This window comes from Acetomicrobium thermoterrenum DSM 13490, assembly GCF_900107215.1.
Classification (GTDB): domain Bacteria; phylum Synergistota; class Synergistia; order Synergistales; family Acetomicrobiaceae; genus Acetomicrobium; species Acetomicrobium thermoterrenum.
The window spans coordinates 167,343-190,183 of the sequence record NZ_FNPD01000001.1 but is presented as its reverse complement, the minus strand read 5'-3'; the positions used below and the strand labels follow the sequence as shown (position 1 = coordinate 190,183).

Genomic DNA, 22,841 nt, shown 5'->3' with positions numbered 1-22,841 from the left:
TCACCTCTCTTCCACTTTTACTCTAAACGATTTTCGAGGCCTCGAAGGACCCTTTCGGCGTCGCTAAAAAGTTCTTTGATGATCTCTGCAGCGGGCTGAACCTTTTTGACCAGACCGGCGGATTGGCCGGCCATCACCGACCCCCACTCCACGTCGCCCTCCATCACTGCTGCCCTGAGCTTTCCCGCTCCAAACGCCTCCAGCTCTTCCAGGCTGACTCCTGCTGTTTCCATTTCCTCGAACCTTTTCGTCAATTTGTTCTTAATACACCTCACGGGATGGCCCGTCGTGCGTCCTGTAACGACGGTAGACCTGTCAGTGGCCTCGATGATCATGCGCTTGTAGGCCTCATGGGCAGGGCTTTCGACGGCGCAGACGAAACGCGTCCCTACCTGCACGCCCTCGGCCCCAAGGGCAAAGGCTGCAACGACGCCACGTCCGTCGGCTATGCCGCCTGCGGCAACGACGGGAATGCTAATGGCATCTGCCACCTGAGGGACGAGGACCATTGTCGTTAGCTCGCCTATATGGCCTCCGGCCTCGGTTCCTTCGGCAACCACAGCATCGGCTCCCTGCTTTTCGACCCTCTTCGCATGGGCTACCGATGCTATTACCGGTATTATTATGGTACCCAAGGGTTTCAGCCTTTCTATCACCTTCCCGGGGCTGCCGGCTCCGGTAGTCACCACGGGAACGCGATTTTCGGCGACCACCTCAATTGCGGCTTCTGCCGTGGGGGACATGAGCATTATGTTAACGGCAAAAGGCCTGTCTGTCATGCTTTTTGCCCTCTTTATCTCCCTGTCCAACAATTCAGGAGGCATGTTCCCCGCAGCTATGACGCCGAGCCCTCCTCCATTGCTCACTGCGGCAGCCAGATCGGCATTGGCGACCCAGGCCATACCGCCCTGAAAAATGGGGTACTCCAATCCAAGCAGTTCTTGAATTCTCGTATTTTTAAACATCCTCATACACCTCATACCTCTATCAATGTAGCCCCATAGGTCATCCCCGACCCGAAGCTCACCATGACTACCTTGTCTCCCCTCTTCACCTTTCCCTCTGCCATGGCCTCATGAAAGGCCAGAAAAACGGAGGCTGAGGAGGTGTTTCCGTACTTATCCACGTTCAGTATAGCTTTATCCATGGAAACGCCGAGGCGCCTCAGTACGCTTTCCACGATCCGGTAGTTTGCTTGATGAAATATCCACCAGTCCACATCGTCAAGAGCTAATCCCGATTCATCGCAGAACTCCGACAAAAAGGGCGGCAATTCCTTGTTCACGAACTTGAACACATCGTTGCCCTTCATATGAATCGTATGTAATTTTTTCTCTATCATCTCTACCGAGGCGGGGCATTCCACCAAACCTCCGGGCAAAATGATCAGGTCGCTTTTCGTGCCATCGCTTCTTAGGGAAGCCGATATCACCCTGTTTTTGCCGTCAGGACTAACTCCCAAAACGACAGCTCCGGCGCCATCACCAAATAAAACGCAGGTAGACCTGTCCTCCCAATTAAGCAGCCTCGTCAAAATTTCGGCCCCTATCACCAGTACTCTCTCCCAGAGAAACGAAGCTATGCCTGCAGCTGCATAAGTGAGAGCGTAAACGCTGCTGGTGCAACCGGACTGTATGTCGCTTGCTCCCGCTTTTGTGGCGGCTAACTTCCCCTGAACTTTGGCAGCCACCGAAGGAAATATGGTGTCGGGCGTATTTGTCGCCACGATAACCATATCTAAATCTTCAGGACTAAGGGAACATGACCTCAAGGCCTCGAGGGCCGCCAGGTAAGCTAAATCGCTGGTGACCTGATCGTCGGATGCGACCCTCCGCTCAACGATGCCTGTGCGCGTCCTGATCCATTCGTCGTTAGTATCAACAATTTTCTCGAGGTCTTTATTGGTCAAGACCTTCTCGGGAACGTACATGCCGCTACCCAATAGGGATACCGGCCTTCCGTTAAAAACACCCACACTACATCCCTCCTCGATCCAAGCCGTCTCTAATCAAATCAACGCCACGATGATTTGCAAAATCCCTGGCGACCTTCAATGCGTTGTCAATGGCCCTCGCTTTCGACCGTCCGTGGGCCTTTATGACCACTCCGTTAACGCCGAGCAGAGGGGTCCCGCCATATTTTTCGTAGTCGAAACGCCCCCAAATCTCCTTGAGCATGGGCAATAAAAAAAGAAATCCGACTTTAGGGAGAACCCGTTGTTCCATCTCTTCTTTTAACAACTTATACAACGCTTCGCCCACGCCTTCGATGAACTTCAACAACACGTTTCCCGTAAAGCCGTCGCAAACAACCACATCGGCCACTCCCAAGGGTATGTCCTTGCCTTCCACATATCCCATAAACTCCATGTTGCCTCCGGCCAACATGTTCCTGGCTTCGCAGACGACCTCATCGCCTTTTATCTCCTCTTCGCCATTGGAGAGCAAAGCGACGACGGGGGATTTGACACCCAAGGTATTCTTCATGTAGATATCCCCCATGATGGCGAACTGATAGAGGTTAATGGGCTTACAGCGAACTGTTGCCCCAACATCTATAAGAAGGGTAATCCTGTTGGGCAACGGTATGGGAACTCCTAAGCCGGGCCTGTCTATGCCCTCAATTCTGCCCAAAATTAACACGCCCCCGGCCACGACCGCTCCAGTATTGCCCGCCGATATGCACCCCTGAGCATCACCGCTTTTCACCATATCCATTACCATCCTAATGCTGGCCTTTTTTTTCTTTCTGAAAGCCACTGTTGGGGATTCGCCCATGGTAATGAATTCATCAGTATGAACGATATGAATCCTTTTCGTTACAAAAGGCTCCGCGCCCTGTATCGACATTTCTATTTGGCTGCCGTCTCCCACCAACACCACTTCGAGGTCGGGGTATTTGGAGCAAGCTGCCAACGCCCCCTTACACACTTCACCGGGAGCATGATCTCCTCCCATAGCATCTAATGCCAAGATCAAAACACTCACCCCTATCGGTCGAACTCTCTACACTTGTTTTTATGTTTTACCCTTTTTTAGGGGTAGTTTTCAAGAGCTGCAACGATGAACCTGCCAATGAAAATTTCTTTCCCCTCGACCTTCGTTCTGACGCTTACTATGTATTTATTCTGCTTGTGGGTCCCCACCTTGGCCCTCGCCACCAGCATATCGCCGACACGGGCTGGAACCTTGTATCTTATGTGAGCCGAAGCGGTTATCACGTAATCGGCCTCCACTACCGCGATCGCTAGAGAGGTCGCCTGAGCATAAATGTGGTGATCGGCTACCAGGTCGGTATCGCGAAAGGCCATATCTCCGGTGGTCTGAAGTACCGACAGGGCCAGTTTGTTAGGCTGAAGCTCCACCAATTCCCCCACCACTTCATCGTACCTCAGGGATCTCAACCTGCTTGTCGCCTCTTCGGCCATTTTTCTCATTCTCTCCCTGAACTCCGGGATCCCCAGAAGTGCCCTGTCCAGCCTGACAGTACTCAAAGAAACTCCCAGGGCATTAGCCAAAGCTTCGTCAGTGAGCAGGGGGTTTTCCCTTAAAAGCTTCAAAATCCTCTGGTGCCGACGCTTCCTGTCGCCCGATGTTGACACGAAATCGACCTCCGAAACTTAATATCTGGTCTTAATAACTGGTGGTAAAGGTACTATAAAACAATCTTCTGCGTCGGTCAAGACTGCCCTTTAATAAAAAATAACAGGGGAAAGATTCCTTTCCCCTGTATTTTAGACGATCGATTTCTACTCTTCTTCTTTTTTGGCTAGCTTTCCTACAGAACGCCCCCTATAGTATCCGCATTCAGGACAGGCCCTATAAGTCATCACGACTTCAGAGCAATGGGGACAGATAGTCAGCTCGGGTCCCTTTAGACTCTTAATCCATTGGGCGTATCTTTTAGCCGTCTTTGCGTGAGACACCTTTCTTTTTGGGATGGCCATCTCTTTCTTTCCTCCTTTCGAGACCGCTTAGCGAAATCTTTGCCTTCTTCAACGCTTCCAGGCGAGGATCAACCTCACGGAAAGCACAGTCACAGGAATCGACATTCAGGTCTTTGCCGCAATGAGGACAGAGCCCCCTGCAATCGGGATCGCAAAGGGCGACAGAGGGCAAAGACAGGATAATACTCTCCCATAACTGGGGGCTCAAGTCAAGATGCGTAGGCCAAAATTTAATATGCACCATTGACATTTCTTCCTCGGTCAGTTCGTGGTCGGGTTCAAAGCTTGGTTTTCTCAGGGTGTATATGTATTCATATCCTTCGGAAATATCCAATAATACGGGTTTAAGACATCTGGCGCAGGGAACCTCTACCCTGAAGGTCGTTTCCAGGTCAACCCTCAATTCCTCGTTTGCCCAATGAGCCTTCACATCGAAGGTCAGTGGAAATTTTAAAAGGTATTCCTGCCCCCAGTAACTGATAGTGTTGTCGGCTTCATCGAACGATACCGACGTGCTGAAGATTTCTCCCTTCTTTATGTCCTCGAGATTTAAAAAACAATGCAGATCCAATTTATCCTCCAAAAATATCCTTCCTCCCGGGGATTGGAGATCCCCAAAAGATATTGCTTTACCTGTTGTCGATCAGCTTAAAGGTATCCCTTGCGATGACGAGTTCCTCGTTGGTTGGCACCACGAGGGCCTTCACGGGCGAATCCTTTGTGCTAATATAACCCTCCTTACCTCTGATCAACGCTTCATTTTCGGCCCTGTCGAATTTAAGACCTAGAAAGCTCAGGTATTCGCACACTTTTTCCCTGACGATGGGGCTGTTTTCGCCTATGCCTGCAGTAAAAGCAACGGCATCCAAGCCCTTCATCGCTGCAGCGTAGGCTCCTACGAATTTCGCTATGCCATAAACTAGCATTTCCATTACCAAAGTGGCCCTTTCGTTCCCCTTTTCCATGGCTTCTTCTATATCGCGAAGGTCGCTGCTTATACCGCTCAACCCCCAAAATCCGCTTTCCTTATGAAGGACGTGGCTCATTTCGGACGGGCTCATCCCTTCTTGTTCCATTATATGCAAAAGAAGAGTGGGATCCACATCGCCGCTCCTGGTGCCCATTATGATGCCGGGAACAGTCCCAAAGCCTAAAGAGGTGTCCACGGATACTCCCCCATTCACCGCAGTAATGGAGCTTCCGTTCCCCAGATGGCAGGTGACGATCCTCAATTCTTCAATTGGTTTTCCCATGAGCTCTGCCGTCCTGTGGGCAACGTAGTAATGGCTCGTTCCGTGAAACCCGTACCGGCGACCCTTGTAAGTCGTATAATATCTGTAGGGAAGGCCGTACATGTAGGCCTTTTGGGGCATCGTCTGATGAAAGGCCGTATCGAAAACGGCGACCTGCGGAAGTTCGGGAAGGAGCTCCTTCATCGCCTTTATCCCCGTCAGGTTTGCCGGGTTGTGCAGCGGAGCGAGGGGGACGCATTCGTCTATGGCTTGAATAACATCATCGTCTATGACCACCGAAGAGGCGAACTTTTCTCCCCCGTGGACGACGCGATGTCCTGCAGCGCCAAGCTCGCTTAAGCTTTTCATTACCCCTGCATCGCCATCCAAAAGAAGGTCCACGACATACTTGAGTGCGACTTTGTGATTGGGTATATTTGCATCCTTTACCGTCGTGTTCGAATCCGTCTTGGTGTGTTTTATCCTGGAGCCTTCGATGCCAATCCTTTCGACCAAACCCTTGGCAGCCACCCTCTCCTGAGGCATGTCGAACAACTGATATTTCAAAGAAGAACTACCACAGTTTAGAACCAGAATTTTCAATTTACAGAACCCCCCTCAAATAATTTATAATTTAGAAGAGGTCGATTCGATGAGAGAAAAAGTTTTAGGAATAGTGGCCGAATACAACCCCTTTCACAACGGACACTTATATCACATAGACAAAGCCCTCGAGATCACGGGGGCGAGCGACGTCATTGTGGCCCTTTCTTCCAATTTCGTCCAGAGGGGAGAACCCTCAATGGTCGATAAATGGGTACGCGCAAAAATGGCTCTGTTGCAAGGAGCAAACCTGATATTGGAATTGCCCTCCGCCTTTTCCTGCCACAACGCCGGCGTCTTCTGCTCCGCAGGAGTGGACCTGCTTGCTTCCACTGGTTTGGTCACCCATATATCCTTTGGAATGGAGGAAACGTCTTTCCATTCACTAAAAAGCGTCATCGATATATTAATCGAGGAACCGCCATCTTTCAAGGAAAAATTGAGACAATATCTTAACTGCGGAAATTCCTTCGTCGAGGCCCGCTCCCTCGCGATGGAGGACATTATACCTGGCTCAGGCGAACTTCTGTCCCAATCCAACAACATTCTGGCCATAGGCTACATAATGAGGATCGCGCAAAAAGGCTACGCTCTGACGCCGCTTCCCGTAAAAAGAATCGGAAGAAGATATCTCGACGAGACACTGTCCGACCTCGCAAGCGCTACTGCAATAAGAAAGGCGGTCAAATCGAAGGGCCTAGACGGGATAATCGCCCAGGTCCCGGAAAGCACTTTTTCAATATTAAAAAATGCCTTCGAAAGAGGAAGATGTGCCATAGATGACGATCTTTTATTCAGGATGATAGTATCATCCTGTCTCAGGTCCTCTAAAGATGAAATATTCCATACGGCCGAGATAAGGGAGGGAATCGAAAACAGAATTATCGAAGCCGCGAAAAGATCCTCAAACTTGGAGGAGCTTGTGGAAAAGGTCGCCACAAAAAGATACCCCAAAGCTCGGGTGCAGCGGCATTTAATCCACATCCTACTTTCCTACGACCACTGGACGAATGTGGCGGTCCAAAGACTATCCGTTCCCTATATTCGAGTCCTGGGTTTCGACGACAGAGGAAGACGCCTTTTAAAGAAGATGAAAGACAGGGCAAAACTTCCCGTTATAGACAAACCAAGGCATATACCTTCCGCCTACGGCGAAACGATAATGGACTTCGAGTACAGGGCCACGGAAATTTGGGAAATGCTTTGCAACTTTCCTCAAAGGAGAAGGGAGATCGTCCAAAAGCCCGTTATCATATGAGGTCCTTGGGCGGAAACCTCTCTCGCAGCCTCCTGTAAACGCCGGGCGGAACCATGCCCTGGACAGATCCGCCGAACTGAAAGACCTCCTTCACGGCACTGCTGGAAAGATAGGAATATTGAGCGTCTGTGACGATAAATATGGTCTCGATCTCAGGCGCCAGCTCCCTGTTCATAAGGGCCATCTGGAATTCGTACTCGAAATCAGAGAGCGCTCTCAATCCTCTGATGATCACCCTGCAGCGTTCCTGCCTCATGAAATCCACCAAAAGGCCCTCGAAACTTTTGACCCTCACGTTGGATACGTGGCTTAAAGCCTCACGAGCCATGGTCTTCCTTTCCTCTACCGTGAAGGTGGACTTCTTTTGGGGGTTCACCAATATGGCCAAAACCAATTCGTCAAAAAGGGCTGCAGCCCTTTCCGCCACGTAGAGGTGCCCGTTAGTTATAGGATCGAAAGAGCCGGGATAAACAGCCTTGAGCACTATAAATCCTCCTTTTTCTTCAAAAAGGACAACACGGTATCGCCATAGTTCCTTTCCCTGGACAGCTCCCAACCTTCTAATGGAAAGGGTATCTCCTCCCTCTTCGACCGTTCGATCACGAGCAAAGAGTCGCGCCCCAAGAGGTCGCCATACTTGAGAAAAAGGGAGAGCAACTCCGCTACCCAACCCTGCTCATAAGGAGGATCGGCGAATGCGACGGAAAAGCTGTATTCTTTCTTCTTCAGGTTGGGCAAGGCTCTCCTAACATCGAGGCAAAAAATTTTAAATTCCTCTTTACCCTCCGCAATTGCCCTTAAGGCGCTGCAGAGCCTGCGATCCGCTTCCACAGCTACGACGGGCCTTGCACCCCTCCTCCAAGCCTCATCGGCAACCTGTCCGCTTCCCGAAAAAAGGTCCAAAAAGGCCTTCCCCCGCATATCGCCCAGGGAATTAAAGAGAGCTTGCAAGACCTTTCCGGTGGTCTTTCTCAAAGTTTTCCAATCTCCTCGGCGAGGGCTTTAAAGGCCCCCTTGACGGCAGGCGTCCTGTAAACGGTAGAAGCATCATCGAGCTTTATCAAGACGGAATTTTCGCGGGGTATGACTCTGACGTAAAACTTTTGCTGAAAGCCGTCATCCGCTGTTATAACCTGCAAAAGTCCCGTTCCGTCGTCGCCTAAGAAAGCGTCCTTGAAAGCCCATTTGAATCGATCGTCTCCCCCTGCTTTATTCGTCATGAAACCCAGTTTGCCCATCTGCCACCCCTTGGGCATTTCCTTATTGATGTCCAACGCAACTTCCTCCCAATCGACGATCGAAGTTGTCCTGAAGAAACTTACTTTAGTTGCCCTAAGTCTGTAAATCGATTTGCCTAAGGATATCCACTTTTGTTCGTATTTGGTCCCTATCGGTCCACCTAAGTTACGTTGGATTTCTCCGACTTCCAGGGCTTTATTTTCAAGAAGACAGCCCCTTGCCTCATCCACGAACCACTTTTCGTCGCTTGCCAGCTCAAAGAAACCCCCTATTTTGAGGGCTCCCGCGAGATTATCTGCGAAAAGAGAATTGATCAACCGCCTCTTAGAATGCCTTTTCTTCGGCCAGGGGCAGGGAAAATTTACGAAAACTCCCTCCACCCTTTCGGGCAGGAAGAATTCCCTAAGCAAGAAGCTGCCGTCACCATTGAGCAGTTTGACGTTATCAATTCCTCCTCTAAGCACCTTTCTCGCTGCCTTAAGAAGAGATGTAAGCGAAACCTCTATCCCGACGCAAAGAGCATCCCTCCGGGCTGACGCCAAATTCAGCAAAAAGTCGCCGTTACCAAAACCTATCTCAGCGAAAATGGTCCCCCGTCGCGGAAGCTCTTCTCTACGAAAAAGGCGCGCGGAGTCGGGAGAAAGTATGACCTTGTCCAAAGCCCAAGACATACAAACAGCCCCTTTACTTTAAGCCGGTACTTCCAAAGCCGCCGGCACCCCGCTCCGTGGCGGTCAACCCACCTGCTTCTTCAAATTCCGCCCTTGCCACGAAAGTGATGACGAGCTGTGCAATTCTGTCTCCTACTTTTACCTCGAAGGGATTGTCGCTTAAATTAACTAAAATGACGCCCACTTCACCTCTATAATCGGCATCTATCGTTCCGGGAGCGTTTAAAACGGTCACCCCGTGTTTCAGGGCAAGGCCGCTACGGGGCCTTACCTGCGCCTCATAGCCGACCGGTATCTCAAGGTAAAGTCCCGTGCCCACCAAAGCCCAACGTCCCGGCTCAATCACTTTCTCCTCCGCTGCCCTCAAATCTACGCCCGAAGAGGAAGGCGTCATGTAGTCGGGAAGATCGAACTTAGTGGCATTGCCCTTACGAAGTACTTTGACTTTCAAGGTATCTCTCCTCAATTTTCTATTGCTCCCTTTTATGTCTTGGATGACGCGTCTGCCCCTTGTCGTTTTCCCTCTTCTTGGGCGCCAGCGAGGAATCTCTCTTCCTCTCTTCCTCCAAGAAGGTCTGCATGTCGGGATCGAGGGGGTAATCGTCGGGATTTTCCATTATCCTCTTCCTGCTCAGGTTCACACGTCCAAGCTCATCGATCTCCTTTACGACGACCAAAACGCGGTCTCCGACTTTAAATATGTCCTCTATCTTGGGCACATGGGACGTACTGACTTCGCTTATGTGAAGCAGGCCTTCCTTGCCCGGAAGCAGCTCGATGAAGGCTCCGAAATTCGTCAGCCTCGTCACCTTTCCGATGTACACCTCTCCCGTCTCGACGTCCTTCGTTAAGGACTTTATTATTGACATGGCTTCGTTTGCCGCCGATTCGGAAGAAGCTGCGATATGGACCACGCCGTCGTCCGCTATGTCTATCTTCACACCCGTCTTCTGAACGATACTTCTGATGGTCTTTCCTCCGGGCCCTATGACATCCCTGATCTTGTCAGAATCTATGTTCATGGTGTATATGCGTGGGGCGTATTGAGAAAGCTCGTCTCTCGGGCGATCTATCGCCTTTTCCATTATATCGAGGATTTGAAGCCTTCCTCTTTTAGCCTGATCCAATGCCTGGACCAATATCTCCCTGGTAATGCCGCCCGCCTTGTTGTCCATCTGAAGGGCCGTGACGCCGTCGCGGGTCCCTGCAACTTTGAAGTCCATATCTCCGTAGTGATCCTCAAGTCCCTGGATATCCGTCAGAATGGCGTATTTATCCCCTTCCTTTATGAGGCCCATGGCTATGCCTGCCACGCTTTTCGCTATAGGAACGCCCGCATCCATGAGGGACATGGAAGCGCCACAGACACTGGCCATTGAGCTCGATCCGTTGGACTCGAGTATGTCCGAAACTACCCTAATAATATAGGGAAATTGCGATTCATCAGGAATCAGAGGTTTTACTGCCCTCTCGGCCAAAGCGCCGTGACCTATCTCGCGCCTTCCGGGCCCCCGCATGGGGCGGACCTCTCCAACCGAAAAGGGAGGAAAGTTGTAGTGCAACATAAAGCGCTTAGGAGGCTCATCCAACTTTAGGCCATCCAAAATCTGTTCGTCCTCCCCGAACATTCCAAGAGTTGTAACCACCATAGCCTGGGTTTCGCCCCTGGTAAAGACGGCCGATCCGTGGGCCCTGGGCAACAGTGAAACCTCACAGGAAATGGGGCGGAGCTCGTCCATGGCCCTGCCGTCGGCCCTCAGCCCTTCGTCCAATATCAGAGAGCGCATCGCTTTCTTGACGTATTTGGTAATAACATTGGAGACGTAACTTTCCTGCTCCGGATAGGTATCTTTAAACTTCTCCCAGACCTTTTCCTTTATCGCCTTAATGGCATCGCTTCGCTCTTTTTTGGCGTGTATTTTGACGGCTTCGTATATTTCACCGTAGTGGTCAGTCTTGATGCACTCATCTATCTCGGGTACCTCTTGGGGAGCTGGGATCTCACATTTTGGCTTGCCGACCTCTTCCCTCATCTTGAGCTGAAAATCCACCAGGCGCCTTATTTCCTGCTGAGCCAGCTCCAGTGCGTCGACCAATACCTCTTCTGGAACTTCGCCGGCACCTCCTTCGACCATGGTGATGCCTTCTTTATGCCCCGTCACGACCAGATCGAGAGTGCTGTTTTGCATATCCTCCTCCACCGGGTTGATCACCAAAGAGCCGTCGATGTAACCTACCCGCACGGCACCCACGGGGCCGTCCCAAGGAATATCGGAAATGGCCAAAGCGGCAGACGCAGCGTTTATGGCCAACACATCGGGTGGGTTCGTCTGATCCACCGATAGGATCGTAGCAACGACGTGTACGTCGTTTTTCATGTGTTCTGGAAAGAGCGACCTTATGGATCTGTCGACGAGTCTGGCACTCAAAATCGCTGATTCCGACGGCTTGCCCTCCCTTTTAATGAATCCGCCGGGTATTTTGCCCGCGGCATAAAACCTCTCCTCGTAATCAACTATCAGAGGGAAGAAGTCCACATCCTCGCGGGGCTCGTCTTCCATGCAGGCCGTGACCAATACCGCCGTATCCCCGTAACGGGCATAAACGGCGCCATTAGCCTGTTTCGCAAGGTGCCCCGTCGAAAATACGAGGGTTCTGCCCCCTATCTCTACCTCAAAGCATTTATCTTCATTCATCCTCCCGTTTTCCTCCCATTGTCTCAAACGTTAAGCTCACGAAACGCCCGAGCAATTTAAAGGCGAGGATATCCTCGCCTTTATGCCCCTTTATCGGCGCAACCCCAGCCTTTCTATAAGCCTTTTATACCTGTTAAAATCCTTCTCCTGCAGATACTTAAGGAGCTTCCTCCGCTTTCCGACCATTTTCAGGAGACCTCTTCTGGAGTGAAAATCCTTTTTATGTACCTTCAGGTGCTCCGTAAGGTAACGAATCCTGTAGGTCAATATGGCCACCTGCACCTCGGGCGAACCCGTATCGGCGTCGTGAGTTTTGAACTCCTCGATGATCTTTTGCTTCCACTCTTCCATCGCACTATCACCTCACTGAAAATTCCCCCGACCAAGAAAGACGTCTCCCGTACTTACCTAGTCGAGGGTATTTACATATTATCACTACAATTTGAGGGTCGCAAGCCTTTGGGCCATTCGCTTAGCGGCTAATCGGCCTTGAAATTCCTTCTTGCTCCCTCTTTTTTTCGGGCCGACGTCGGTTTCGGAGATACTATCACCCTACGTCTGGGCTCCTGCCCCACGGAGCGCGTCTCCACCTCGTCCATGGATTGAAGCGCCATATGGACCACCTTACGCTCCCAGCTGGACATTGGTTGCAATCCCACTGGCTTTCTCCTGCTCAAGGCCTTTCTTGCCGCCGACGTCGCTATCCGCTTTATGCTCTCCTCCCGCCTGGTCCTGTATCCGTCGCTGTCAAGCAGCACTTTGAAGTTCGAATCCATATTCCGATTGAGCATGAGGTTGATCAGATGCTCCAGGGCCCTCAAGGTCTCCCCGTACCTGCCGATCACAATTCCTGCGTCGCCGCCGCTTATATTTATCGTATTATCCTCCGTTAGCGAAAGAGAGACATTTAAATCCATCTTCTTCAACAATTCGCCCAGCATCTTTTGCGCCCTGATCAAATCCAGAGGGTAAAGGGGCCTGACCTCGACCTTCAGGCGCTTGCCCAAGATTCCGAATAACTTTTTTTCCTCCTCGACCAGATTAACTACCACATCTCCCGGGCTTATTCCCCACTCCTGCGCAGCAATAACTTTTGCCTCTTCCAGCGAAGAGGCCTCTATGACAATAACACCTTTTTCTTCGCTCAAGGGATAATCGCCCTACCTTTCTCCTTAAAGATCCTTCGGTTTTTCTGCCGAACGGGGCTTTTCCTTATACAACACCGGCTTTTTGGCACCTTCAACCGAGGCCCTGCGCTGCACCCACGCCTGCTGGACAACTCCTATTAGCGAGGAAACACCCCAGTATAGGAGGACGCCTCCAGGAAGGCTCAAACATATAAACATCATAAAGAGGGGCATGAACCAGCCCATGAAGGCCATCTGCTCGCTCGCCGCCGAACTTGTGGTCATCTTCTGTTGAAACCAAGTAACAAAGCCCACTCCCAACCAGAGCAACAAAGTGCCTCCGTATATTCCAAAGTTTAAAAGGCCTGCAGGATTTGAAGCGACTGCTCCCAAGACGGTCGTTATTCCCGCCCTTGCCGTCTCCGAAGCGCCAAGGGCCTGGCTCATTAGGGCTAAAAGCGAATGCTTTAAAGATACGCCGACGAAGAACTCTTCTCCAAAATCATAATTCATTATAACCCTGAAAAGAAGTATGAGGATGGGAAGCTGCACAAGGAGGGGCAAACAGCCCGCCGCCGGATTCACGCCGTATTCCTTATATAGCTTCATCACCTCCTGGTTTAACTTCTGTCTGTCGTCCTTGTACTTCTCCTGCAAGGTCTTCAGACGTGGCTGAATTTGCTGCATCTTCTTCATGCTGACAAGCTGTTTATGGGAGAGCGGGTACAGCAAAATCCTGATCAAGATAGTCAAAAGAATTATGGCTATTCCGTAAGAATTGCTGATCTCGTAAAAGAAGTTGAGAACCCCCAACATTAAATCAGTACCCAATTGCCACAAAGAACCCACTATACGTTCACCTACCCTGTCTTTCGATCTGTCCCGGGAACCGGGTCATATCCTCCCGGATGCCAGGGACCACAGCGACATAATCTCTTAACGGTCAACCAACTTCCCCGAATTGCGCCCCACTGCTCAATAGCCTCAAGAGCATATTGAGAACAGGAGGGATAAAACCGACAATTGCGCCCAAGCAGGGGCGAAAGAAAAATCTGATAAAGCCTTATCGACAGAATGAGCATACGCTTAAAGGGCTTTTCCAGGAGATATCCTGTTTTATTCATTCTCCTCACCCTTCGTCCAAGGGGTAAAATCGGCACCGGGCCAATCTGCCCGCATCAAGCCTTCTCGTCTCCACAAATCGGCCATATCGAAATAGATATCCCGTGCACCCTTTGTCAAACCCGCCGACGAAAGCTGAAGGACAATCCAATAGTCCTCCTTCAACCAAGGCAAGAGGCGTCTTGCAGCTTCCTTGAGCAAGCGCCTCCCCCTATTTCGAACACACGATTTTCCCTGTTTTTTCCCCACTGCAACGCCAATGCGGGTACCAGCGCCTTCCGGAGCTTTTATGTACAACATCCTCACGTATGCTCCGCGGGCTCTCTTGCCCTCTCGAAAGAGGAGGTCAAACTCCTCCCTGCGACGCAACCTAACCGATCTGGGATAGCGGTAGGACATGGCTAAACTGCCAACCTTTGACGTCCTCTACGCCTCCTGTTTCTGAGAATGCGCTGTCCACTGGGCGAGCTGGAACGAGCCAGGAAGCCCATTTTGCGCTTGCGAGGTTTGACGTGCGGCTGAAATGTCCTTTTAGGCACGAATAAGCACCTCCAATCTCGACATTTAAAAAATTATGACGAACCTTAACCAATAAATGAGCCAGGATACTATACCATATGGGGCGATCGGCTAGCAACACTTTATTACAGAACGAACCACATCCCCATAAAAAGACCTATGAAAGCTCCCACAATTCCTCCCCACATCTCTATCCAGAAGAGGTACTTCTGTGCCAGCTTTTCCAGGTAGACCTCCACGTCTCCCTCCTCGACCTCCCCTAGGGATTTTTTGGCCAGCTCTCCCAAGTCTATCTTCATCAACACCTTATGAACTATCCGTTCGAAGGCCTCCTTGAAGATTTTAATCGCCTCTCCCTCATCCCAGGAGGCTTTAGAAAGCATGAGCGCAACCTGCTTTTGGAGTTCCTTCAACCCCTCTTCTCCTTGTAAAAAATATCTCCACCTTTCTTTAACCAGCGAGACTATCCATTTGGTCAGGTTTTCCACTTGAAACAACCCTACCTTAGAAGCAAGAGATAGGGCGAAATGAGATCTCTCAACCTCGATCAGCCTCTCTCTGACCATATGTTCGAAACCGGGGCTGTCGAAAAAATCGGTCAAGGGCTTTTCGAGCACTCCCAACAGGGCCCTCAGGTTGTCCCTCCTCAAGTAAAGCCGCATTATCTCCCGCTGAAGGACCGGACTTACGGATTGAAAAAAGGCCTCGTCCTCCGCCGCCTGCTTCAGGGCGTCGGGGGTAAGGAGCCTGTTTCTCACCTCGTTGGCAAAGGTGTTTAGAATCTTTTCACGATTTTTGGCGATGACGCCGCTTCCCGGGACGGGAACCTTGATTATCGGGATATACATGGGGCGGAAAAGCATCTTCACCGCCAATATGTTCGTAAATATACCCACCCCGCCCGAGACGCCAATTGCTGCAAAAAGCTCTCCGTAGGAATTCCCAGCCGCTGCCAGATAAAACCCGGCGGAAGCAAGAATTACGAAAAAGATAGCTGTCCCGTTCCTGATGAAGTTCAACGCTTTAGCTTCCCTTTCGCTATCGGCGATTTGAGCCATATTTATGCCTCCTTAAGCTGTGAAAACTCCATAGAAAGAACATGCGTGGAAGATGTCTTCCTGTCAAGGGCAAAATGTTGCCTTTAAAGGGCAAAACATGATAGAATGAGCATCGCGCAAATACCAGCGACAGGGAGGTGAATTGCGAAAGATGCCCAGCACGAAATCTGCACTTAGAAGAATGCGAATCGCTGAGAGAAACAGGATCTACAATCGCGCCTGGAAGACTAAAACCAAGACAATGACGAAGAAGGTCATGCAAGCCGTAGAAGAGAATGACTTGAATTCGGCTGTCAGGCTTTTCGATGAGGCACAATCCGTAATAGATAAAGCCGTCGTCAAGGGCGTGATCCACAAAAACACGGCTGCCCGCCGCAAGGCGAGGCTTGCCAAGCTGATCGTCAACCTCAAGAAAACCGCCGAGGCGGAATCCCCCTCTCAAGAGACCGTTTAACAGGATGAAGGAGGTTGGGTCCGGATTAAGTCGCAAAGGACCAGCTCCAGGCCCAACCAACCCTTTCCTCTCCTCATCTTTTCGGCGGCCGAAAGCAATACCAACGAAACGCTTGCATTCCAGATCGCTTCTTTGGGGTATCGGCATGCCGCCTCCTTGGCCATCTTGCTCTGATAATACCTGGCGCCTGCGGCATCCAGCCCTCTGCCTCCAAAGGAAAGGAAAAGCGAAGCCAACCTCAGTCTGTTGTATAAAGAGGTGACAACGACCAAAAACTCCGCCTTTCCCTGCAATTTTTTCAAAGAAGACAGAACCGTCTTTCCGTCCCGCAAACACACACCATCGAGCAGCCGAATGAGAGTCCGCGATCCCTCGTCCTTCGACAACTCTCTGACCATATCGGCAGTCACCGACTTTTGTTCCGCGAGGCAAAACTTTTCGATCTCGCTTTCTATCTCTTCGACGTCCTCAATCCACTCGTCCAAAAGGTAAAGGGCTTCCCCGGTCAAGCTCAGCCCCTTTCTTTGGGCAACCTCCTCCATCCACCGCAAGCGCTCACCTTTGTTCTTCAGCTCTCTTCCTACTGTGACGATTCTGACCTTTTCCTTCAGCGACTTTGGGAAGGCGTTGCATTTGCCGTTGTAAAGCAACACAATAACATTGCTTGCCCCCTCTTTCTCGAGCAAGGCCTCCAGTCTATCGGGAAAGGGACCCAACTTCTCGGCTTCATCGATTATGTAAAGGAGTCTATCCCGGAAAAGCCCCTGCGTTGAAGCTAGGGCAAAAAGCTCGCTCCAGCTTCCAGGCTCCTCGAGTCTCCCGGCCTTCTCGTAACCTTCGGACTCAAATTTCCTTAAAATACCCTCGACCCGATTGCGCCTCTGGGGCGCTGTCAGCTCTATAGCTACCAAATGGGGCACTAACCTTTCACCACCAGGTTTACCAGTTTATCGGGAACGACGATGGTCTTTAAAACCTGCAAACCCTCTATCCTTTTTCGCACCTTGTCGTCTTCAAACACCTTCTTAACGAGATCATCCTCGGATAAACCCGCGGGAAGGGTCATCCTTTCCCTTACCTTCCCGTTAATCTGAACGACAATAGTAACCTCGTCTTCGACCAAAGCGCTTGCATCGACTTCAGGCCAAGGCTGTTTTAAGACCATACTGTCATGCCCCAGCCTCTCCCAAAGCTCTTCGCAGAAGTGAGGAACGAAGGGCGAAAGACATACCACCAAAACCTCGGCGGCCTCACGAAGCAAAGACCAGTCGGCCCCATCTTTGGGTTCGTAGGAATACATCTCGTTGAAAAGCTCCATGAACCTCGCTACAGCCGTATTAAACTGCCTTTCCACTTCTATGTCCCTCGTCACAAGCTCTATAGTCCTGTGTATCCTTCGTTTTAGATTTCTCTTCTTTCCCTCCCGCAAGGATTCCATGGACAAGCGGGCGGGGTCGGCCTTTTTCAGGTCTTCTATGTTGTCTTCCATGTAACGCCAAACTCTGGACAGAAACCTGTATACCCCTTCCACCCCCTGGTCTGACCACTCCAGGTCCTTGTCGGGGGGAGAGGCAAAGAGTATGAAAAGCCTCGCCGTATCCGCTCCGTAACGTTTAATGATGTCGTCGGGGTCCACGACATTGCCCTTGGATTTGGACATCTTGGCGCCGTCTTTTATCACCATACCCTGGGTTAGCAGGTTTACGAAGGGCTCCCTGAAACGGATCATTCCCATATCTGCCAAAACTTTAGTGAAGAAGCGGGAATATATCAGATGGAGACAGGCATGTTCGATGCCCCCTATATACTGGTCCACGGGCATCCAGTAATGCACTTCATCGTCGAAGGGAGCTTTGTCGCACCAGGGAGAGCAAAAACGCAGAAAATACCAGGAGGAACAGAAAAATGTGTCCAGAGTGTCAGTCTCCCTCTTTGCCGGCCCGCCGCACCTCGGACATGTAGTGTTGACCCATTCCTCCAATGCTGGCAGGGGGCTGCTTCCGCCCTTGGGCATCCGAACGTCCGTCGGAAGGATGACGGGAAGGTCTTCTTCGGGAACGGGAACGATGCCACAATGGTCGCAATAGACGATGGGAATGGGCGTGCCCCAGTAACGCTGACGCGACACCAGCCAGTCCCGAAGCCTGTATTGAACCTCCCTCCTCCCGAAGCCCTCCCTTTCGGCCCAGTCGGACATGGCCTTCAGAGCTTCAGACGTGGGCAGGCCATCGAACTGACCGGAATTACAGGCCACTCCGTCTTCTTCAAAGGCACGGACAAGCTCTCCAAGCTCTCCTTTCTCGGGTTTTACGACGGGTATTATGTCTATGTCGTATTTCTTCGCGAATTCAAAGTCCCTTTGATCATGGGCGGGAACGCCCATGACGGCGCCCGTGCCATATTCCATCAGCACGTAATTGGCCAACCATATGGGGACGACCTTTCCGTTGGCGGGATTTACGGCGTAAAAGCCTGTGAAGACTCCTTCCTTTTCCGTATCCTGCATTCGAGATCCGGCATTTGTCGCCGCAAAAGCTTCAACGAAGGACTCGAGTCTCTTTCTGTCGGCACACGAAGAAAGGATCTTGGGTACAAGAGGATGTTCGGGGGAGAGAGCGATATAGGTTACTCCAAAAATCGTATCGATCCTTGTGGTGAAGGTCTCCAAAGTCTCCTCGAGCTCGGGGACATCGAATTTGAGCTTTACGCCTTCGGAGCGTCCTATCCAGTTCCTTTGCATTATCTTGACCTTCTCGGGCCAGCCGGGGAGGTCCTCCAGGCTGTCGAGCAACTCCTGTGCATATTTAGTTATCGAAAGGAACCACTGTTTGAGCTTTCTCTTCGTTACCTCGCTGCCGCACCTCCAGCAATGTCCTCCCTCTATGACCTGTTCGTTGGCCAAGACCGTCTTGCAGCTGGGGCACCAGTTTATGGGCGCTTCCGCCTTGTAGGCCAAACCTTTTTCGTAGAACTTAAGAAAAAACCACTGGTTCCAACGATAATAGTCGGGATGACAGGTGGCTATACGCCTTCTCCAGTCGTAGCTGCACCCCATGCTCTTCAATTGAGCGGTCATCCTCTCTATGTTGTTCCAAGTCCATTCGTAGGGATGAACGCCGTATTTTATGGCAGCATTTTCAGCGGGAAGGCCAAAGGCATCAAATCCCATGGGATGAAGGACGTTTAAGCCCCTCATCGTCAAAAACCTGGCCATGAGATCGCCTATGGAGTAATTTCTCAAATGCCCCATGTGCAAGGCCCCGCTCGGGTAGGGGAACATCTCCAGGCAGTAGAATTTCGGCCGTTTATCATCGGGATTTACGTAAAAAGTTCCTTCTTTTTCCCACCGCTTTTGCCATTTAGCTTCGATGGCAGCAAAATCGTAGGGCATAATCTTCGACCTCCTCTAACGGGAAACTTGAGCCCAATTATACATCAACTTGCAAATTTGAAGGATACCCCGTATCATGCCCTACTACTCTTCGTCCCTCTTCGTGACGGCCATAAAGGCCTTCAATAACTCCACGGGGAAGGGGACTATTATCGTCGCGTTTCTCTCGCTTGACATCTCCTTCAATGTCTGCAGGTAGCGCAATTGCAGAGTAATGGGAGAGACCTCCATCAAACTGGCAGCCTCGGACAACCTCGCCGCCGCCTGGTATTCGCCTTCGGCGTTTATTATCTTGGCTCTCCGTTCCCTTTCCGCCTCCGCTTGCCTTGCCAGTGCGCGCTTCATGTTCTCGGGCAATTCGAGTTCCTTTACCTCGACGGCCGAAATTTTGATGCCCCAGGGATCAGTCCTCTCATCGATGATCTGCTGGAGCTCTACGTTAATCCTCTCCCTCTCGGAAAGTACTTCGTCGAGCTCCGACCTGCCCACGACCGACCTCAAGGTAGTCTGAGACAGAAGACTCGTGGCCATGACGTGGTTTTCTACGGCAACCACGGACCTGATAGGATCGATTACGCGAAAATAAACGACGGCGTTCACCTTAATGGGGACGTTGTCTTTGGTCAATACCTCCTGCACCGGCACATCCAGGGTAAAGACCCGAAGGTCAACCCTCACCATTTTATCGACTATGGGAATTATGACTATGATGCCCGGCCCCTTCGGATCCATTACCCTTCCCAGCCTAAAGACGACGCCTCGCTGATATTCGGGAATTATCTTGATGGCCGAAGCTAAAATTAAGATAACTATGATTATCGCTCCCAAATAAGCTCCCAAGCTGAATACCCCCTCTAACAAAGCATTTAACATACTAATTCCTCCCTGCATCGCTCTTTCTTACTATGAGGACGAAACCGTCCACCGACTCAACCTCCACCCACTCGTCCTTTGCGATAGAACTGCCGTCGAAGCTTTTGGCTTTCCAATATTCCCCGTGGCAAAATATCGTGCCCTCGGGGTTCAAGTCCTGCACCACCTTGCCGGTCATTCCGACCAACTCCTCCCGGCCTGAGACGATTCTTCGCTTCATGGCCCTCATAACTGCCCAGGCAGCTACTGCGAAAAAGGCTGACAACACGACTATGGCACCAGCCAAAAAGGTCATAGAAAACCTCAACAGCTCACCCCCCGGCGCCCTGTATATTATGAGGCTTCCCACGATGAGGGACAAAGCCCCGAAGGCGCTTAAAATTCCTATGCCTCCGACCAAAAGGTCGACTACCATTACCACGATCCCGGCTACGAGCAAGATGATTCCGGCGTAGTTCAGGGGCAACATCCTCAGGCCGTAGGCTCCAAGGAGCACCATTACGGCTCCAGCCGTTCCCATCACGAAACCACCCGGCGACAGGACCTCGAATATGATGGCATAAATCCCCAAGACCAAAAGCAGATAGGCAATGTCGGGTCTTGAGATGAATTCCAGTATTTTCAGACGGGTCGGCATCTCCTCGCGAAGGATCTCGTAGTCCGATAAATCCAGGATCGTTTCCCCGTCGGCAAGCTGCACAGCACGTCCGTCGACGGCCGCCAGAAGACTTTCAACATCGGAGGCGATATAATCAATGACGCCTTCTTCCAGTGCCTCCTCAGCCGTCAAAGAGAGGCTTTCCGTCACCATTCGTTCGGCAACCCGTGTATTTCTTCCCTTCGTACTCGCCAAAGAGCGCATCTGCGCCGCCAGGTCGTTCGTTATCTTTTCTCCCATAGTCTCGTCAACGTCACCGCCGGAGGCGAGCACCGGGTGAGCCGCTCCTATGCGCGTGCCTGGAGCCATCGCCGCGATGTGGGAGGCCATGACCAGAAAAGCCCCCGCCGAGGCGGCCCTGGCGCCGCTAGGATAGACCCACATGACCACGGGAACCCGAGCCTGGGTAATCTGCTTTGTGATCTCCGTCATGGAGGAGACCAGGCCCCCGGGCGTATCCAACTCAAACACCACCATATAGGCCTCTTCCTCGGCCTTTTGGAGCACGTCGATCATGTAGGTCTCCATGACCGTACCCACCGTTCCCTCCAGGGGCACCACCATAACTACGTTGCTTTTTTCCCCTGCCCAACCCGAACCTGCCGTCAAAAGAAGAAGAATCGAAAAAACCCATATCAAGCGCTTCACGGAAACATCATCCTCACCGCCTCTTTCAGGCTCTCAAACTCTATTTGCCTTATCTTACCGCTTCTTTCGCACTTTTCATACCGACTTACAGCGATTTTTTCAAAACCCATTCTTTCCGCTTCCTTGATCCTCAAAGCCGTTCGGGCAACGGGCCTCACCTCCCCAGCCAAACCCACTTCACCGACAAAACAACATTCCTTCGGCAGGGGATGATCCAGCAAAGTCGATGCGATCGACATGCAGATGGCCAAATCTGCTCCCGGATCTTTCGTCGTAAGTCCTCCCACGACATTCACGTAAACGTCGCAGTTTTTCGAAATAAGGCCTGCCCTCTTTTCCAGCACCGCCAGAAGAAGATGCAATTTATTCAAGTCTATTCCCCTGGATGTTCGACGAGGATACATGAAGGGGGTAGAGGAAGTCAGGGCCTGAAATTCGGCGACAAGCGGCCTCGATCCTTCGAGCACCACTCCCATGGCGACGCCCGCCTCCTTAAGGGAAGTTTCGTTCCAAAACATCCTGCCTGGGTCGAAAACTGGAACCAGCCCCCTCTCGGTCATCTCGAATATTCCCACCTCGTCGGCGTTGGCAAATCTGTTCTTTTCCGCCGAAAGCATCCTGTAGCGGGAAGACCTGTCGCCTTCGAAAAACATGACGACGTCAACCATGTGCTCAAGAAGCTTCGGTCCGGCTATCTGGCCGCTTTTGGTTATATGCCCAACCAGGACGCAGGGAATTGCCCTACTTTTGGCAAGCTCTATGCACCTTTGGGCCGTCAGCCTCACCTGCAGGGGGCTGCCGGGCCAGCCGCTTTCGTTCTTATCCCTCATCGTCTGAACGCTGTCGACGAAGAGAAACTCCACGTCTTCCGCAGCGTTCAGGGCCTCGTCGATATCGTCAGTGCAAAGCAGAAACAGCAAGCCGTCTTTAGCTTTCAGCCTCTTGGCCCTCGAGGCAACCTGAGATGCAGATTCCTCCCCCGATACATAGAGAACTTTTTTGCCCTCCTCTGCCATTGCTATAGCGCTTTGAAGAAGCAGGGTCGACTTGCCCACGCCGGGCTCTCCGCTCAAAAGTACCACGGCGCCTTCCACCCATCCTCCACCAAGCACTCTGTCCAGCTCTGTGATCTTTGAAGAAAATCGCCTCACCTCCCCGACCTCGCTCAAGAGAAGCTTTCTTGCCTGCGATTTAGGAGAACCGCTCGCGCTTTCTTTTTCCTCGTAAAGCGTGCCCCAGGCGCCGCAGGTCTGGCATCTTCCGGTCCAGGTAAGGCTTATGGCGCCGCAATCGGCACATCTGTATCTTTTGATCTTGGAGACTTTAGCCATTCCAATCCTCCCGTC

26 protein-coding genes are annotated in these 22,841 nt (G+C 51.4%); 2 read left to right on the top strand and 24 right to left on the bottom strand.

Features of this window, described 5'->3' with window-relative positions:
• Positions 1 to 17: 17 nt before the first annotated feature.
• The 7 genes from fabK to BLU12_RS00995 form a co-directional block, all read right to left on the bottom strand.
• On the bottom strand, positions 18 to 965 hold the full coding sequence (gene fabK, locus BLU12_RS01025) for an enoyl-[acyl-carrier-protein] reductase FabK (RefSeq protein ID WP_091460076.1): 948 nt from the start codon (positions 963 to 965) through the stop codon (positions 18 to 20).
• An 11-nt stretch (positions 966 to 976) separates the two neighbouring features.
• Positions 977 to 1,975: a beta-ketoacyl-ACP synthase III gene (locus BLU12_RS01020; RefSeq protein ID WP_091459920.1), complete on the bottom strand. Its 999-nt coding sequence runs from the start codon at positions 1,973 to 1,975 to the stop codon at positions 977 to 979.
• Between the two features lies 1 nt (position 1,976).
• Positions 1,977 to 2,978, bottom strand: coding sequence for a phosphate acyltransferase PlsX (plsX, locus tag BLU12_RS01015; RefSeq protein WP_091459918.1), 1,002 nt, complete (start codon positions 2,976 to 2,978; stop codon positions 1,977 to 1,979).
• Positions 2,979 to 3,034: 56 nt separating this feature from the next.
• Positions 3,035 to 3,601 carry a transcription factor FapR gene (fapR, locus tag BLU12_RS01010; protein WP_009201355.1) on the bottom strand — a complete coding sequence of 189 codons (567 nt, stop codon included), beginning with the start codon at positions 3,599 to 3,601 and terminating at the stop codon, positions 3,035 to 3,037.
• A 147-nt stretch (positions 3,602 to 3,748) separates the two neighbouring features.
• A complete protein-coding gene (rpmF, locus tag BLU12_RS01005) occupies positions 3,749 to 3,946 on the bottom strand; it encodes a 50S ribosomal protein L32 (RefSeq protein WP_040348110.1) in 198 nt (65 codons plus the stop codon).
• Positions 3,903 to 4,529, bottom strand: coding sequence for a YceD family protein (locus BLU12_RS01000; protein ID WP_091459916.1), 627 nt, complete (start codon positions 4,527 to 4,529; stop codon positions 3,903 to 3,905). The genes rpmF and BLU12_RS01000 overlap by 44 nt, the downstream gene beginning before the upstream one ends.
• Before the next feature lie 46 nt (positions 4,530 to 4,575).
• On the bottom strand, positions 4,576 to 5,781 hold the full coding sequence (locus BLU12_RS00995; protein ID WP_091459914.1) for an acetate/propionate family kinase: 1,206 nt from the start codon (positions 5,779 to 5,781) through the stop codon (positions 4,576 to 4,578).
• Between the two features lie 49 nt (positions 5,782 to 5,830).
• Here BLU12_RS00995 and BLU12_RS00990 point away from each other — a divergent pair, with 49 nt between their 5' ends.
• The gene (locus BLU12_RS00990) at positions 5,831 to 7,039 is read left to right on the top strand and encodes a tRNA(Met) cytidine acetate ligase (protein WP_091459913.1); all 1,209 of its coding nucleotides are present in this window, start codon (positions 5,831 to 5,833) and stop codon (positions 7,037 to 7,039) included.
• Here the strand turns inward: BLU12_RS00990 and coaD are convergent.
• The 12 genes from coaD to BLU12_RS00930 all read right to left on the bottom strand — a co-directional run bounded on the left by coaD (position 7,032) and on the right by BLU12_RS00930 (position 15,471).
• The gene (gene coaD / locus BLU12_RS00985) at positions 7,032 to 7,523 is read right to left on the bottom strand and encodes a pantetheine-phosphate adenylyltransferase (protein ID WP_009201359.1); all 492 of its coding nucleotides are present in this window, start codon (positions 7,521 to 7,523) and stop codon (positions 7,032 to 7,034) included. The two genes, BLU12_RS00990 and coaD, sit on opposite strands and share 8 nt — an antisense overlap.
• The gene (locus BLU12_RS00980; protein ID WP_091459911.1) at positions 7,523 to 8,014 is read right to left on the bottom strand and encodes an RsmD family RNA methyltransferase; all 492 of its coding nucleotides are present in this window, start codon (positions 8,012 to 8,014) and stop codon (positions 7,523 to 7,525) included. Before BLU12_RS00980 ends, coaD begins: the two co-directional genes overlap by 1 nt.
• Positions 8,011 to 8,949, bottom strand: coding sequence for a tRNA (guanosine(46)-N7)-methyltransferase TrmB (trmB, locus tag BLU12_RS00975; RefSeq protein ID WP_091459909.1), 939 nt, complete (start codon positions 8,947 to 8,949; stop codon positions 8,011 to 8,013). The genes BLU12_RS00980 and trmB overlap by 4 nt, the downstream gene beginning before the upstream one ends.
• Positions 8,950 to 8,962: 13 nt before the next feature.
• Positions 8,963 to 9,400: a dUTP diphosphatase gene (dut, locus tag BLU12_RS00970; protein ID WP_091459907.1), complete on the bottom strand. Its 438-nt coding sequence runs from the start codon at positions 9,398 to 9,400 to the stop codon at positions 8,963 to 8,965.
• A 19-nt stretch (positions 9,401 to 9,419) separates the two neighbouring features.
• Positions 9,420 to 11,645 (bottom strand): polyribonucleotide nucleotidyltransferase, encoded by a 2,226-nt coding sequence (locus BLU12_RS00965; protein WP_091459905.1) that lies wholly within the window; start codon positions 11,643 to 11,645, stop codon positions 9,420 to 9,422.
• A 90-nt stretch (positions 11,646 to 11,735) separates the two neighbouring features.
• Positions 11,736 to 11,996, bottom strand: coding sequence for a 30S ribosomal protein S15 (rpsO, locus tag BLU12_RS00960; RefSeq protein WP_009201364.1), 261 nt, complete (start codon positions 11,994 to 11,996; stop codon positions 11,736 to 11,738).
• 128 nt (positions 11,997 to 12,124) lie between these two features.
• Entirely contained in the window at positions 12,125 to 12,793 is a 669-nt protein-coding gene (gene jag, locus BLU12_RS00955) for an RNA-binding cell elongation regulator Jag/EloR (RefSeq protein WP_057940854.1), read from the bottom strand.
• 24 nt (positions 12,794 to 12,817) lie between these two features.
• Positions 12,818 to 13,621 (bottom strand): YidC/Oxa1 family membrane protein insertase, encoded by an 804-nt coding sequence (locus tag BLU12_RS00950; protein ID WP_234945350.1) that lies wholly within the window; start codon positions 13,619 to 13,621, stop codon positions 12,818 to 12,820.
• Positions 13,622 to 13,632: 11 nt separating this feature from the next.
• On the bottom strand, positions 13,633 to 13,896 hold the full coding sequence (yidD, locus tag BLU12_RS00945) for a membrane protein insertion efficiency factor YidD (protein WP_057940852.1): 264 nt from the start codon (positions 13,894 to 13,896) through the stop codon (positions 13,633 to 13,635).
• On the bottom strand, positions 13,889 to 14,293 hold the full coding sequence (rnpA, locus tag BLU12_RS00940; RefSeq protein WP_091459904.1) for a ribonuclease P protein component: 405 nt from the start codon (positions 14,291 to 14,293) through the stop codon (positions 13,889 to 13,891). The genes yidD and rnpA overlap by 8 nt, the downstream gene beginning before the upstream one ends.
• 2 nt (positions 14,294 to 14,295) lie before the next feature.
• Positions 14,296 to 14,433, bottom strand: a complete 138-nt coding sequence (rpmH, locus tag BLU12_RS00935) for a 50S ribosomal protein L34 (protein ID WP_040348117.1) — start codon at positions 14,431 to 14,433, stop codon at positions 14,296 to 14,298.
• A gap of 105 nt (positions 14,434 to 14,538) precedes the next feature.
• Positions 14,539 to 15,471 carry a DUF445 domain-containing protein gene (locus BLU12_RS00930; protein ID WP_057940851.1) on the bottom strand — a complete coding sequence of 311 codons (933 nt, stop codon included), beginning with the start codon at positions 15,469 to 15,471 and terminating at the stop codon, positions 14,539 to 14,541.
• Positions 15,472 to 15,622: 151 nt separating this feature from the next.
• Here BLU12_RS00930 and rpsT point away from each other — a divergent pair, with 151 nt between their 5' ends.
• Positions 15,623 to 15,925 (top strand): 30S ribosomal protein S20, encoded by a 303-nt coding sequence (gene rpsT, locus BLU12_RS00925; protein WP_091459902.1) that lies wholly within the window; start codon positions 15,623 to 15,625, stop codon positions 15,923 to 15,925.
• On the opposite strand, the gene holA is transcribed toward rpsT, so the two are convergent.
• The 5 genes from holA to radA form a co-directional block, all read right to left on the bottom strand.
• Entirely contained in the window at positions 15,922 to 16,845 is a 924-nt protein-coding gene (gene holA / locus BLU12_RS00920; RefSeq protein ID WP_091459900.1) for a DNA polymerase III subunit delta, read from the bottom strand. The genes rpsT and holA overlap by 4 nt on opposite strands.
• On the bottom strand, positions 16,845 to 19,316 hold the full coding sequence (gene leuS, locus BLU12_RS00915; RefSeq protein WP_091459899.1) for a leucine--tRNA ligase: 2,472 nt from the start codon (positions 19,314 to 19,316) through the stop codon (positions 16,845 to 16,847). Before leuS ends, holA begins: the two co-directional genes overlap by 1 nt.
• Positions 19,317 to 19,400: 84 nt before the next feature.
• Positions 19,401 to 20,189 (bottom strand): slipin family protein, encoded by a 789-nt coding sequence (locus tag BLU12_RS00910; protein WP_091459896.1) that lies wholly within the window; start codon positions 20,187 to 20,189, stop codon positions 19,401 to 19,403.
• Position 20,190: 1 nt separating this feature from the next.
• Positions 20,191 to 21,495 (bottom strand): NfeD family protein, encoded by a 1,305-nt coding sequence (locus BLU12_RS00905; protein ID WP_091459895.1) that lies wholly within the window; start codon positions 21,493 to 21,495, stop codon positions 20,191 to 20,193.
• On the bottom strand, positions 21,492 to 22,826 hold the full coding sequence (gene radA, locus BLU12_RS00900) for a DNA repair protein RadA (RefSeq protein ID WP_091459893.1): 1,335 nt from the start codon (positions 22,824 to 22,826) through the stop codon (positions 21,492 to 21,494). The genes BLU12_RS00905 and radA overlap by 4 nt, the downstream gene beginning before the upstream one ends.
• Positions 22,827 to 22,841: the final 15 nt, after the last annotated feature.